At 60.6% G+C, this 14,054-nt stretch carries 11 protein-coding genes; 7 read left to right on the top strand and 4 right to left on the bottom strand.

Going from position 1 to position 14,054, the window contains the following annotated elements; translation table 11 throughout:
• Window positions 1-281: 281 nt before the first annotated feature.
• A complete protein-coding gene (locus tag PH562_RS24925) occupies window positions 282-1,577 on the bottom strand; it encodes an ABC transporter substrate-binding protein (protein WP_285176392.1) in 1,296 nt (431 codons plus the stop codon).
• 151 nt (window positions 1,578-1,728) lie between these two features.
• Between PH562_RS24925 and PH562_RS24920 the strand changes: the two genes are divergently transcribed.
• From PH562_RS24920 to PH562_RS24905, 4 genes are all read left to right on the top strand, one after another.
• Entirely contained in the window at window positions 1,729-2,751 is a 1,023-nt protein-coding gene (locus PH562_RS24920) for a LacI family DNA-binding transcriptional regulator (RefSeq protein ID WP_285176390.1), read from the top strand.
• A gap of 41 nt (window positions 2,752-2,792) precedes the next feature.
• Window positions 2,793-4,649, top strand: coding sequence for a DUF2264 domain-containing protein (locus tag PH562_RS24915; protein ID WP_285176389.1), 1,857 nt, complete (start codon window positions 2,793-2,795; stop codon window positions 4,647-4,649).
• The gene (locus PH562_RS24910; protein ID WP_285176387.1) at window positions 4,646-5,671 is read left to right on the top strand and encodes a hydroxyacid dehydrogenase; all 1,026 of its coding nucleotides are present in this window, start codon (window positions 4,646-4,648) and stop codon (window positions 5,669-5,671) included. Before PH562_RS24915 ends, PH562_RS24910 begins: the two co-directional genes overlap by 4 nt.
• 217 nt (window positions 5,672-5,888) lie before the next feature.
• A complete protein-coding gene (locus PH562_RS24905) occupies window positions 5,889-6,476 on the top strand; it encodes a transglycosylase SLT domain-containing protein (RefSeq protein WP_113231365.1) in 588 nt (195 codons plus the stop codon).
• Between the two features lie 153 nt (window positions 6,477-6,629).
• Here PH562_RS24905 and PH562_RS24900 read toward each other — a convergent pair whose 3' ends face one another.
• The 3 genes from PH562_RS24900 to PH562_RS24890 all read right to left on the bottom strand — a co-directional run bounded on the left by PH562_RS24900 (window position 6,630) and on the right by PH562_RS24890 (window position 10,715).
• Window positions 6,630-7,892: a Gfo/Idh/MocA family protein gene (locus PH562_RS24900; RefSeq protein ID WP_285176385.1), complete on the bottom strand. Its 1,263-nt coding sequence runs from the start codon at window positions 7,890-7,892 to the stop codon at window positions 6,630-6,632.
• A 260-nt stretch (window positions 7,893-8,152) separates the two neighbouring features.
• Window positions 8,153-9,574, bottom strand: coding sequence for a mandelate racemase (locus PH562_RS24895; RefSeq protein WP_285176383.1), 1,422 nt, complete (start codon window positions 9,572-9,574; stop codon window positions 8,153-8,155).
• Between the two features lie 445 nt (window positions 9,575-10,019).
• On the bottom strand, window positions 10,020-10,715 hold the full coding sequence (locus tag PH562_RS24890; RefSeq protein WP_285176382.1) for a TetR/AcrR family transcriptional regulator: 696 nt from the start codon (window positions 10,713-10,715) through the stop codon (window positions 10,020-10,022).
• 180 nt (window positions 10,716-10,895) lie between these two features.
• Here PH562_RS24890 and PH562_RS24885 point away from each other — a divergent pair, with 180 nt between their 5' ends.
• The 3 genes from PH562_RS24885 (at window position 10,896) to PH562_RS24875 (ending at window position 14,029) form a co-directional block, all read left to right on the top strand.
• Entirely contained in the window at window positions 10,896-12,179 is a 1,284-nt protein-coding gene (locus PH562_RS24885) for an ABC transporter substrate-binding protein (RefSeq protein WP_285176381.1), read from the top strand.
• 61 nt (window positions 12,180-12,240) lie between these two features.
• Window positions 12,241-13,152 carry a carbohydrate ABC transporter permease gene (locus PH562_RS24880; RefSeq protein ID WP_095436072.1) on the top strand — a complete coding sequence of 304 codons (912 nt, stop codon included), beginning with the start codon at window positions 12,241-12,243 and terminating at the stop codon, window positions 13,150-13,152.
• Window positions 13,145-14,029: a carbohydrate ABC transporter permease gene (locus PH562_RS24875; protein WP_483315378.1), complete on the top strand. Its 885-nt coding sequence runs from the start codon at window positions 13,145-13,147 to the stop codon at window positions 14,027-14,029. Before PH562_RS24880 ends, PH562_RS24875 begins: the two co-directional genes overlap by 8 nt.
• The last annotated feature ends 25 nt before the right edge of the window (window positions 14,030-14,054 follow it).

Raw genomic sequence — 14,054 nt, 5'->3', positions numbered from 1 at the left:
TGCGACCATCAATGCTGACCTCCTCTCAGCCAGCATCTTGAATCATATTCGACATCAAAAGGGAATCCACGATTCAAACAAAATCTGAACCGCTCTAGCCTTCTCCCCGCAAGCGGGGAGAAGGAACGATCAAGAAACCGCCGATCGTCAAGGAGACTGAAGCTAAGTGAGGCACGATACCCCCTCGCCCCGCTTGCGGGGAGAGGGTTGGGGTGAGGGGCCAGGCACAAAATCAAGGCATAGCCGAACTGGCCTGACAGCCATCCACATAATCGGCCTTATCAGCTCTTCCGCTTCAGCTTCGTCGCACCTTCCTCCACCAGCCGCTGCGCTGCCTCGGCGACCGTGATCTTGCCGAAGGCGAGCTGGTCGGCGACGGGGCGGGCGACGTTCGCGTCGAATTCCTGGGAGCCGAGCGGCGCCGGTACGGGATAAGTACCGACCTGATCCTTCAACAGCTCGATATAGTGCACCGTCTGCTGCTCCACCGGATTGAGTGTCGGCAGGATGGCGGCGCGTACGGCGGGCGACATCGGCACGCCGCGCTCGACGCCGAGAATCTTACCGGCGTCGACATCGTTGACGAAGAAATTGATGAATTTCGCCGCCGCTTCGCCGTTCTTGCTGGTGGCGCCGACGCTCCAGATCAGTGCGGGGCGATAATAGTGACCGGAGGGGCCGTCCTTCTTTTCGCGCGGCAGCGTGGTGACGGCGAGCTTGCTCTTGACCACGAGCTGATAGCCGACCAGCTGGTTGGAATAGGCCATGCCGATCGCCGATTTTCCGAGTGCCAGGCAGTTGCTCTCGATGACGTTCTGGTCGAGCGTCTGGACATCGGCGGAGACCGTGCCGCCGCGTTTGCGCAGATCTTCCCAATAGCTGTACCATTCCTTGGCGTCGTCGACGCCGAAGCCGAGCCCGCCCTCCTCAGTAAAGAGGCTCTTGCCGCGCTGGCGCAGCCAGACATCGAGCACATAATTGTAGCGCGCGCCATAAGGGCCGCCCCAATAGCCGCGCTTGCCGGCAGCCTTGGTCATTTCCACCGCGAGATCGGCATATTCCGTCCATGTCGTCGTCGGACCGGGCGGCGTCAGGCCGGTCTTCTTGAACATGTCCTCGTCATAGAACATCGCAAAGGAATTCAGCCCGAGACCGACGCCATAAAGCTTGTTGTCGACTGTGGTCAGCTTCAGCACGTCCTTGCCGAAGCTGTCGACATTCAGCGTCGAGGGCACAAACTGGTCGAGTGGCATGCAGGCGCCGCGCTTCGAATAATCAGAGATCGTGCTCGGCTCGAGCTGGAAGACATCGGCGATGTTCTGGCTGGCCATTCCCGTCGCGAGCTTGGCCCAGTAGCCGTCGCCGCTGATGCTCTCACCGATGACGGACAGATCGGGGTTCTTGCTATGGAACAGCTCGGCAACGGCGACGGTGCGCTTGCCGCGATCGGGCGAACCCCACCACATTGCCCGAAGCTGCGTCGTATCGGCAAAGGCGGGCATTGCGCTTCCCCCGAAGGCAAGACCAGCTGCGGTTCCGGCAGCTCCGATCATGAACGAACGACGATTCATGCGCATGAGATTCCTCCTTCTCTTGCGTTGTCATCCGCGGCGATCTCCCCGACGCCTTGAGCGGACAAGTCTGCGCGACGATATGCAACTTCCTTGCACAGTGCAATAAAAAATCTTTCTGTTGCAAATTTGCATAATTTTGCATAGCGTTTGCGATATGAACGATATTCGCTCCAAACGCATCAGGCAGGCCGACATCGCCACTGCCGCCGGCGTCTCCGTCTCGACGGTGTCGCGGGTCCTCACCAATGAACCCGGCATCAGCGAGACGATCCGCCAGCACATCTTCAAGGTAGCGAGCGATCTCGGCTATCCGCTGAAGACCGCAGCCGAGACGGCGGCCGGTGGCCTGGCATTGATCGCCAGCGACAGCGTCACAGGCGGCCTCAGCGTCTTCTATGAGGGTATTCTGGAGGGCCTTCGCGCAGGCGCTGCCGAGCGCGGAATGCGTTTCGACATCCGCCTCATCCGCGAGGCAAGAACGGAACCGGAACTGGTGAAGGAGTATCTGCAGACCGCCGGCGCCGATGGTCTCTTCCTCGTTGGCATCGACCCCTCGGAAGAGCTCTGCCGGTGGCTCGACGCCAGCGGCACGCCGACCGTGCTCGTCAACGGCACCGATCCGAAGCTGCGCTTCGACGGCGTTTCACCCTCGAATTTCTTCGGCGCCTATAACGCGACCGGGCGCCTGCTTGATGCCGGTCACCGCCGCATCCTGCATTTGACCGGCTCGCATCGCCAGACGATCCGCGAGCGCATCCGCGGCTTCGAAGCGGCGATCGCTTCGGTGGAAGGCGCTGAAGGCCGCATCATGCCGATGAATTTCAGGGGCAGCTCCAGCCAGGAAGCCCACGACAAGACCGCCGAGATCCTTGCGGCAGACAAAGGCTATACCGCCGCCTTCTGCATGAACGATTTCATCGCCGTCGGCGTGCTCGACGCCGTCATTGAAGCCGGCCTGCGGGTGCCGGAGGATTTCGCCATCGTCGGCTTCGACGATCTTCCCTGCGCCCTGATGACCAATCCTCGGCTGGCAACCATGCGCGTCGATCGCGCAGCCCTCGGTCGTGAAGCGATTGGCCTGATGATCGCACGCTTCCGCGATCGCGATGCGCCGGCCCGCCACATCTGCCACGGCGTCCAGCCGATCGCCGGCGGCACGCTGCCACCCGAAACCTGAAGCTCAATCCCACCGCGGAAACGATCGAGAAGGCCGAACCGATGATCTATGACCCCGCCAGCTCCAATCCGCTTGCCGGCAACCCGTTGAAAACCCTCCCGGACATGCGCCGCGCGCTGACCGATCTGTTCGATCCGCTGCTGCCCTATTTTTCGCAAGGCAATGCCCGCGTCCGCATCGATGGCGCAGGCGCGCACTTCGACCGCGCCGCCGCCGATCTCGAGGGTTTCGCCCGCCCGCTCTGGGGCTTGGCGCCACTCGGCGTCGGTGGCGGCGACTTCCGCCATTGGGATCGTTACGCCGCAGGTCTCGCCAATGGTGTCGATCCGAAGCATCCGGAATATTGGGGCACGGTCAACGGCCGCGACCAGCGCATGGTCGAGCTGGCAGCCCTCGGCTTCGCGCTAGCCCTCGTGCCGGAAAAGATCTGGGAACCGCTCGATCAGCGCGCCCGCGACAATCTGATTGCCTATCTCAAGCACGCCCGTACCTTCGATTATGCCGACAACAACTGGAAATTCTTCCGCATCTTCGTCGATATCGCGCTCGATCGGCTCGGCGTCTCCTTCGACCGCAGCCTGACCGAAACCTATCTGAACGAACTGGACGGCTTCTACATCGCTGACGGCTGGTATCGCGACGGCAATATCCGGCGCATCGACCACTACATTCCCTTCGCCATGCATTTCTATGGGCTGATCTATTCCAAGCTGGTGGATGACGATCGCGCCAATCGCTATCGCGAACGCGCAATTCTCTTCGCGAGGGATTTCCGCCACTGGTTCGCGCCCGATGGCGCCACGATCCCCTTCGGCCGCAGCCTCACCTATCGCTTCGCCTGCGCCGGCTTCTGGTCGGCGCTCGCCTTTGCCGATGTCGAGGCGCTGCCATGGGGCGAAATCAAGGGCCTGTGCCTCCGGCATCTGCGCTGGTGGGCCGACAAGCCGATCGCCCATCGCGACGGCACCCTGCCGATCGGCTTTGCCTATCCCAACCTGCTGATGTCGGAGAATTACAATTCCGCCGGCTCCCCCTATTGGGCTTTCAAGGCCTTCTTGCCCTTGGCGCTGCCTGAAACGCATCCATTCTGGACAGCGGAAGAAAAGGCCCCGGAAAATGAGCCGGCTATCATCCCGCAAAAGCATCCCGGCATGGTCCTGCTGCGTGGTAGGGATGATGTCGTGGCACTCTCCTCCGGCCAGGAAAACCAGCAGATGCGCTTCGGCGCCGAGAAATATTCGAAATTTGCCTATTCCACCCGCTACGGCTTCAGCATTGAAAGCGACGAACGCATCTTTACCGGCGGCGCCTTCGACAGCATGCTCGCCTTCAGCGATGACGGCCTGCACTACCGCGTGCGCGAAACAAATGAAGAGGCGAAACTTGCCGGCGATACGCTCTATGCCAAATGGTCCCCCTATCCGGATGTGACAGTGGAGACCTGGCTGGCGCCGGCTGCGCCCTGGCACATCCGCCTGCATAGGATCAACACGCCGCGGCCGCTGCAGACGGCCGAAGGCGGCTTTGCCATCGCGCGGCGGGATTTCGAAGCCGACACGCTCTCCTCCACGACCGGTGCCGCCTATGCCATCGGCGAAGAGGATTTCAGCGGTATTCTCGACCTCGGCTCGACGATCCCTCGCGAAGGCGTCGCGCAGAAGGCCCCGCCGAACACCAATCTCATCGTTTCCAAAACGCTGGTGCCGCAGCTGCGTGGCACAATTCCGGCTGGCGAGACCATTCTCATCTCCGCCGTGCTTGCGGCGAAAGACCCATCCGCTGTCGATCACGCCTGGAGCAAGCCGCCAGCCAAACCCGATATCGATGCGCTGCGCGCACTCATTAAAGATAAGGGCGTCACGGTCAGCGCCATCGAGGCACCGGGTCGCCTGCCATGACGCCATCCCTCTCCAGTCGCCCGGCCATCGCCTTTGCCATGCTGCCGTCACGCACGCAGCATGTTCTGCCGGACGCACTCATTCAACGCCTCGGTGCCATCGGCCGTGTGCTCGATGCCGCACCGATGCAAAGTTTCGAGGATGAGCGTGCGGCCAAGCTGCTCGCGGAAACCGAAATCCTGATCACCGGCTGGGGTTCGCCGACGATCGATGCTGCCGCACTGGCGCAGGCGCCGCATCTGAAACTGGTGGTCCACGCGGCCGGCACAGTGAAAGGCCTGCTCGGCGACAGCCTCTTCGATCGCGGCATTCTCGTCAGCCATGCCGCGCAGGCCAACGCGCTTCCGGTCGCCGAATTTACGCTTGCTGCCATCATCTTTGCCGGCAAGAAGGTCTTCCGGTTCCGTGATTTCTACGTTGCCGACCGCAACCGCAATCGGACTATACCGATGCAGACCGACGCCATCGGCAATTACGGCCGCACCATCGGCATCATCGGCGCCTCGCGGATCGGCCGGCGGGTGATCGAGTTGCTTGCCCCCTTCAACTACCGCATCCTGCTCTATGACCCCTTGGTCGATATCGCAGAAGCGGCACGCCTCGGTGTCGAAAAGGCCGAGCTGGACACACTGATGGCATCGGCCGACATCGTCTCGCTGCATGCGCCTTCGCTGCCCGCCACACGGCACATGATCGACGCCCGACGCCTCTCGCTGATGAAGAAGGGCGCGACGTTCATCAATACGGCACGCGGCGCGCTGGTGGATGAAGCAGCCCTGATCGCCGTCCTAAAGACCGGGCGTATCGACGCTATCATCGACGTCACCGATCCAGAAATTCCGGAGGCCACCTCGGCGTTTTACGAGCTGCCGAACGTCTTCCTGACGCCGCATATTGCCGGTGCCGTCGGGCTGGAACGGACCCGCCTCGGCGAGATGGCGGTGGACGAAGCCATCCGCTTCATCAAGGGCAAACCGCTTCTCTATGAAATCCGCCGTGAAGACATGGTGCGCATGGCATGACGCAACGTAGCAAATCCATGAAAACACCCTGAAATCGCCTCATTTCGGCACAGGCCAACAACCCGTTTTTAATCATTCCGCGCTAGCAATCTCATGAGCGTGTGTCCGTCAAAAGCTCGGTTTCGAATTTTTGGCAGGGATCATGCGCCGGCAGGTTGTTGCTGCGTACCTTGTGCCTCCGGAAGACGCACGGCGCAGCAATGAAGAGGTTCTAGTAATGCGTAGCCGCGTCCTTTCCATTCTGGCGGTAATGCTGCTCGGTGCGCTGGCGGGCTGCGCCACCGCACCGTCGCACACCCGCAACATCTGCGCGATCTTCGACCAGCGCGACGGCTGGTTCAACAATTGGCAGCGGGCGGCAGAGCGGACGGAACGCAAATATGGTGTGCCGGTGCCGATCCTGATGGCGACGATCTATACCGAATCCGGTTTCCGGCCTCGCGCCCGTCCGCCGCGGCGCTATTTGCTCGGCTTCATTCCCTGGAAGCGCCCGACGACCGCCTATGGCTACTCGCAGGCGCTCGACGGCACGTGGGACAAGTACAAACGCGAGACGGGCAACTGGACGGCAAGCCGCACCAATTTCGCCGACGCCATCGACTTCGTTGGCTGGTATCATTACCAGACCCACCTGCAGACGGGCGTTGCCCTGAATAATTCCTACGATCTCTATCTCGCTTATTACTCAGGGCCGAAGGGCTACCTGCAGGGATCGTGGCGCGGCAATTCGACCGCTCTCGCCGGCGCCAGGCGCTTCAACGGCATGACGCGGATCTACGCGCAGCAGCTGCCCAGCTGCAATTGATACCAACGTTGGGCAGGAAGCCGCTTCCGTTCAAATATGGAGTGGAAAACCCTGGAGCAATTCCAGGAAAAATGCGCAGCGGTTTTTCGTCCGGAATTGCATGAAAACAAAGAGATAGAGCGGCTCAGAGATTCCGTGAAAAACTGAGCCGCTCTAGGGCCGCGGCTCCAGCAGATTGAGGCCGCCATCCTCGCCCCAGATATCGGCAACCGATACCTGCTGGTCCGTGCGGCTGCTCTGCAATGCCGCGATGCCGCAGAGCACGGACATCGCCCCTGCCCGCGAGCCCGCGCGCTGCTTGAGTTCGTCATTCGGGCCGGAACGCAGGAGCATGTTGCGCAGCCGGTCGTCGCCGCCATAATGCCCGCCGGATGAGTGTGGCACCCAGATGCGCTCGACATCGCCGAAATTCTTCATGACAACGATTTCGTCGGCTGGCGGTGTCGTCCAGTTCTGCTTCTCGTATTGACGCAGCTCGATGCGCCCCTTGTGGCCGTTGAAGGCGATGTGATGGCCTTCGATCGGCATATAGGTATTAAGGGAATAGGAGACGTTGACGCCGTTGCGGTATCGGATGGAGGCGACCATCGTATCGGGGATATCGATATCCTCGCGGAAGACGCAGGCATCGCGGACATAGCCGTCCACAGTCGACGGTTCCTCATAGAGGCTTTCGAGCAGCGGCGCCTCGCTGATGTCGAGATAATAGTCGCATTCGTCCTTGTAGCGACAGGTGCGACAGCGCTCGCCGCGGAACGGGCCCTTGCGGCCGTAGTGCTTGAGATCGGCAAAGGCGGCGACCGATTCCGGATCGGAATCCAGATACCAGTTCAGAAGGTCGAAATGATGCGTCGCCTTATGAACGAAGAGGCTGCCGGAATTTTCGACGTAAGCATGCCAGCGGCGGAAGTAATCGGCGCCATGGCTGGTATCCAGATACCAATGGAAGTCGACCGAGGTGACATCGCCGATGACGCCGGAATTGATCAGCTCCTTGATCTTCGCCGCCGTCGGTGCGAAACGGTAGTTGAAGGAGATATCCAGCCGTTTGCCGGTACGCGCCTCCGCATTGAGGATGCGCTTGATCTTGTCGACAGTCGTCGTCATCGGCTTCTCGCTGATGACATCCGCGCCAGCCTCCATCGCCTTGACGATCAGATCGTCATGGGTGGAATCGCGGGTGCAGACAATGACAAGATCCGGCTTTTCCGTCCGCAGCAATTCGTCGAAATCGGTATAGATGGGCACCGAAGCGCCGATATACTCCAGCGCCCGCTTCGCACGCATGGCATTGAGATCGCAGACCGCCACGAGTTCGACCTCGTTGCTCCAGCGCTCCACCAGATCCTTGCCCCACATGGTCGCACCCCGGTTTCCCGTGCCGACCAGAACGTAACGTTTCCTCGATGACTGCATCTGCTCCTCCACAATCTGCAAACAGCGATGATGAGGCCGCGGCGGCCTTCATTTACTTCGGCAGAGGCCCCTCACCCCAACCCTCTCCCCGCAAGCGGGGCGAGGGGGCTTTCCCCGCCAAATCAGCACCCAGCCAGCACAATGAACTTGAGTATCTTGCTCCGTCGTCCCCTCGCCCCGCTTGCGGGGAGAGGGCTAGGGTGAGGGGCCAAGCACGAGGGCAGGCATCAACGCAAAACCCTCATCAACTTGCTAAAATCCTACCTCGGCGACCTCTCCATTGCCGCCCAATCCGGCGCGACCGACGAACCGAGACCGATAGCACCGATAACGGAGCCGATCGCAAGCTGCCCCGCTTCGATCCGCAATCGTGTGCGACCATTGCTGATACGGTAGAGATCGGAATGCGCCCCGGCGAAATCAGCCTGCTCCGCCTCCGGCGCACCGGCCATGCCGTCGACGTAGTGGTGACCGTTGCGCTCGATATGCGTCATGCCGATGAGGGAAGCGAGCGCCAGATCCTGCTGCACGGCAAGACCGCCCTGCGTGGTCAGATCCTCGGCCGACATGAAATAGGGAATACCGTCCTCGGCACTCCATTTGGCGACGCGGGCACGGTTCAATAGCGAGCGATAGAAACCCTTGCAGGACTTTGAAGAGATACCGGTATAGCCGAGCCCCCTCGCCGTGACGAAGGCATCGATATCGGCATCGGATTCATCGATCTCCACCGGCTTGAAGGAGGCAAGCACCTTGACCGGCTTCTCGAAAGCATGGGCGCGAGCGATCGGCTGCTCGACGAACAGGATGGAAGAGGCGAAACGCGCAAGCCTCGGCTCCGCCTTCACGCGGCCAAGCAGATCAGCGACCGCCTCGGCGGATGAGAATTGCTCGTTGCCGTCGAGCGTCACCGAGTAATTAGACACCTTGGCATCGATAACGGCAGCGACGCGGCAAAGGCGGTCGATATCCGCATCGGGAACGCCCGACACCTTCACTTTGAAGAAAGTCAGGCCATAGGCGTCGATCGCCTCTTCGAAACTTTCCGGCAGGCCGTCATTCAGCCGCTCGCTTGCCGGAATATCGCCTGGCACGATGGCGTCCACCAAGCCGATGGTATGGCGCGCGGCAAGGCTTGCGGATGGCTGCAAGGTCGAGAGGAAAGCTGAGAGATCGAAGCCTGAGAGATCGCGCGCGGTGGAAGCATCGATGCCGGGGCGGTTCGCCTTGATCGCTTGCGCGACGGTCAGCCCTTCCAGCCGACAGAGCGCATCGAGAATAGCCCGATTGGCAAGCGCGAGGCCAAAGGATGCAACAAGCCCGTTCAGCTTCTCCGCCGCCGCCCGTGCATGATGCGATGCCTCGACAGAAGCATACAATCCAAAGGCCGTTCCCGACCCGGCACTTCGCAGCGCATCGAGCGCCAAAGCCAGCGACCGGCGCAGCTGGTTTTCATTGTCGGCATTGGAAAGTTCGGGCGATTTGTCAAACCATTTCGGCACCATCAGCTCGGCGGCCATGCCCTCAGCCGACCGTCCCTGTGCATCCTCGATGCGCACGCGTAGAAAAATCTGCCGCGCCTCCCGCAAAGTCGCTGCCCCGAAACGGAAGGGAAGCCGCAGCTTGACCAGGCGCTCGAATGTCTCGGCCTCGACAAGCCTGATTTTCAATGGATCGGTCATGATGCTGGTCGGCTCCTGTTATGGGTAGGCAAGTCTATTTGCATAAGGCACCAATATGCGTGGCCCCTCACCCGATCTTCTCTCCGCTTGCGGGGAGAGGGAGTCTTCCAGCCTATATCCAACTCGAAATAGGGATAGCGAGTTGGCTTGCTCTGTCGCCCCCTCTCCCCGTTTCAACGGGGAGAGGGCTGGGGTGAGGGGCTATTCAGAATCATTGCAGAGGCAGTCTACCGCCAGCCAATTGCATCGCCCTGTAGCAGGAGTAGATCGTGTCGGTACGACAAGACTTCATGATTTTCCTCCATGCCCGATTCCCTCCAGAACCAGGAAAAGCAAATGTTTGGCCACCCAGGCAATGTAACCATATGGTTACAAGATCGCGCGTTATCATCAACCTTGTCAATCGCCTTTTAAAAATTTCTCGAGACCATCGCGTCAGGATCACCTACGCGCGAATCGAAGCGAGCGTGACGGCAACGATATGCTCACCCCACTCATTCAGCGCATCCGGGGCCGTCAGCTTCCGCGCGAAAATCGTCGACAAGGTGTGGCGGTTAGACAGATAGAAAAAGCCGAGAGCCGCGATCGTGAGATAGACGGATATCGGATCGACCGCCGCCCGGAAAATGCCGAGAGCCTCCCCGCGCCGCAGCACATCCGCAAGTTCATCGATCAGATGCGAATGCATGGCCGAGACCTTATCGGATCGCTGCAGATAATGCGCGTGATGCAGGTTTTCGGTGGCAAGCAGGCTCAAAAACTCCGGATGGGCGAGAAAATGCCGCCAAGTGAACAAGGCCAGCTCCCGCATCCCTTCCTCCGGATGACGATGCGCCAGATCCAGCTGCTTTTCAGCATTGCGGATCGTCGCATAGCTCGCCTCCAGCACGGCGAGGTAGAGCCCCTCCTTGTCGCCGAAATAATGATAAAGCATCCGCTTGTTGGTCTGTGCCCGCGCTGCAATCGCATCTACCCGGGCGCCGCCGAAACCATGCGCGGCAAATTCTTCCGTCGCCGCGTCGAGGATGGTGGCATGGGTGCGTTGCGGATTGCGCGATGCTTTTCTCGACCGCTTGCCCATGGACTTGTCGGCATCCGCTTGTGCTTTATTTTCAGTCTCTTGTCTCGCCCTGACCGCCATGGACGATCTCCTTCCGAACGGTAGCATTAGCGGCGGATGCGGCCGATTCCGGCATGCATCGTTTTGATTGTCGCGCGATTGGCGCTTGACAGCGGTCGCGTTTCTATCCAACTTGTAACCAAATAGTTATATCATGCAAAGCAGTTCGTAAATCATCGGTTCGCTGGGGAGGAGACCAGGATGACGTTGACGATCGACCGCCGGCAGTTGCTTGCCGGCATGGCAGCCACGCTAGCTTTCAGCAGTATCGGACTTTCCCGCGCCAATGCGGCAACCGCGATGCGCCTTCTTTGGTGGGGGTCGAAGGAGCGCAGCGACCGGACATTTGCAGCGGTAAAGGCCTATCAGGCCAAGAACCCGGATATCACCATCGCCGGCGAATCCTTCGGCTGGGACAGCTATTGGACGCGCTTGGCCACCCAGACCGGCGGCGGCAACGCGCCCGACCTCATCCAGATGGATTACCGCTACATCTTCGAATATGCCCGTCGCGGCGCGCTGCTCGATATGACGCCTTACCTCGGCAAGAGCCTGGCGATCGAGGATTTCGGCCCGGCCAACATCGATTCCGGCAAGGTTGATAACAAGATCTACGGCGTCAGCCTCGGCGTGAACTCCTCGATGGTCGTCGTCAATACGGCCGCGTGGAACGAAGCCGGCGTCGAGCCGCCGCGTGACGGCATGACATGGGAGCAGCTCGGCGATGCCTGCGCCAAGGTGACCGCCGCCAAGAAACGCCGCGGCTTTTACGGCACGGCGGACGCAAGCGGCGGCGAACCGGCCTTCGAATGCTGGCTGCGCCAGCGCGGCAAGGCGCTCTATACGGCCGACGGCAAGCTGGCTTTCGAGGCCAAGGATGCCACCGAATGGTTCGACTTCTGGGGCCATATGCGAGAGATCGGCGCTTGCACGCCGGCCGACGTTCAGGCTCTGGACCAACAGACCCTCGAAACCGACATGCTGGTGACCAAGAAGGCGGCGGTCAGCTACGCCCATTCCAACCAGTTCGTCGCCATTCAGGGCCTGAACAAGGAAAAGCTTGATATCGTCTCCTATCCAGCCAATGCCGACAGCAAGCCCGGCCAGTATCTGAAGCCGTCGATGCTGATGTCGGTTTCGGCAACATCCCAAAACAAGGATGCTGCCGTCGCCTTCGTCAACTACCTGGTGGAGGACCCGGAAGGCACCAAGGCACTCGGAGTCGAGCGCGGTGTTCCGCCTTCAAAAAAGATCCGCGATCTGCTGACGCCGAGTCTGGATCCCGTCAGCAAGCAAGTGGTCGATTATATCGGCCGGTTGACGCCGCATGTCGGCCCACTGCCGCCGTCTCCGCCGAACGGCGCCGGCGAAAATGCATTCCTGCTGAAGAAGATCGCCGAGGAGGTGGCCTTCGGCAAAACCAGCGCACAGGACGCTGGAACGAAGTTCACCGAACAGGCAGCAGCAAACATTACGCGAGGCTGATACCGTGGGTACAAACAGCAAGAGCGTTGCCGGCGGCTTGGCCGTCGGCGCGCGCGCGCCGTTGCGCGTGGAAACCGCTTATAAGGCGCCGAGCGCATTCGCGCGCAACGCACCCGGCTATCTCTTCCTTCTGCCGTGGTTCATCGGCTTCTTCGGACTGACCCTCGGGCCTGCGATTGCCTCGCTCTATCTCTCCTTCACCGATTACAATCTGCTGCAGTCGCCGAACCTGGTCGGCATGGAGAACTACGTGCGGATCGCAACGGCCGACGACAAGTTCCTGTCGTCGATGAAGGTGACGCTGTTCTATGTCGTCTGTTCGGTGCCGCTGAAGCTCGCCTTCGCGCTGCTGGTAGCGCTGCTGCTCAACCGCGGCATCAAGGGCCTGCCGGTCTACCGTGCCATCTTCTACCTGCCCTCGCTGCTCGGCTCCAGCGTCGCGATCGCGGTGCTGTGGCGGCAGATCTTCGATGCCGACGGCATCGTCAACACCCTGCTCTGGTACGCCTTCGGCATCAACGGGCCGAGCTGGATCTCCAATCCCGACTATTCGCTCTATACGCTCGTCATTCTCGCCATCTGGCAGTTCGGCTCGCCGATGATCATCTTCCTCGCAGGACTGCGCCAGATCCCGACCGATCTCTACGAGGCCGCCAGCCTCGACGGCGCCTCCAAGGCGCGGATCTTCTTCAAGATCACCCTGCCGCTTCTGACCCCGGTCATTTTCTTCAACGCGGTGGTCCAGACGATTGACGCCTTCAAGGCCTTCACGCCGGCTTATGTGATTTCATCCGGCACCGGCGGGCCGATCGATTCGACGCTGTTCTACACGCTCTATCTCTACCAGGAGGCCTTCGGCTATTTCCGCATGGGCTATGCCTCGGCGCTTGCCTGGATCCTAGTGATCATCATTGCGATCTTCACCGCCTTCTCCTTCCTCTCCGCTCGTTATTGGGTCCATTACGATGACTGACGCGAAGCTCACCCATTTTGCCGAGGACATGAAGCCGCCGCGCGAGCGCCCGTGGTTCCTCTCCGTCCTCATCCACATCGCTCTCGTCGCCGCGTCGATCGTGATGCTCTATCCGCTGCTGTGGATGCTCTCGGGCTCGATCAAGGACCAGAACGAGATCTTCGGCACGGCCTCGCTGATCCCCTCGCAATTTGACTTCAGCTCCTATGCTCGCGGCTGGTTCGGCGGCCAGGTCACCTTCGGCAAATTCGTCTGGAATTCGGCCGTCATCGCCGTGCTGTCGGTCATCGGCAACGTCATTTCCTGCTCGCTGGCAGCCTACGCCTTCGCGCGGCTGAACTTCTGGGGCAAGAATTTCTGGTTCGCCCTGATGCTGGGCACGCTGATGCTGCCCTACCACGTCACGCTGATCCCGCAATATATCCTCTTCCTGAAGCTCGGCTGGGTGAAGACCATGCTGCCGCTCGTCGTGCCGAAATTCCTGGCCGTCGACGCCTTCTTCATCTTCCTGATGGTGCAGTTCTTTCGCGGCATCCCCCGCGAGCTGGACGAGGCCGCGATGATGGACGGCTGCAGCCCATGGCGCATCTACTGGCGCATCATGCTGCCGTTGTCGCTTCCCGTTCTGGCGACGGCCGCCATCTTCTCCTTCATCTGGACCTGGGACGATTTCTTCGGGCCGCTGATCTATCTCTCCGACATCAACACCTACACGGTACAGCTCGGCTTGCGCTCTTTCGTGGATTCCACGGGGAGTTCCGACTGGAGCAGCCTGTTTGCCATGTCGAGCCTGTCGCTGATCCCGGTCTTCCTGATCTTCCTCTTCTTCCAGAGGCTATTGATCGACGGCATCGCGACCGCCGGCCTCAAACGCTGATTATGAACCCCGCAGTCCCGAATAC

It is taken from the genome of Rhizobium centroccidentale, assembly GCF_030182565.1.
GTDB lineage: Bacteria > Pseudomonadota > Alphaproteobacteria > Rhizobiales > Rhizobiaceae > Rhizobium.
This window is presented reverse-complemented; position numbering and strand designations above follow the sequence as displayed.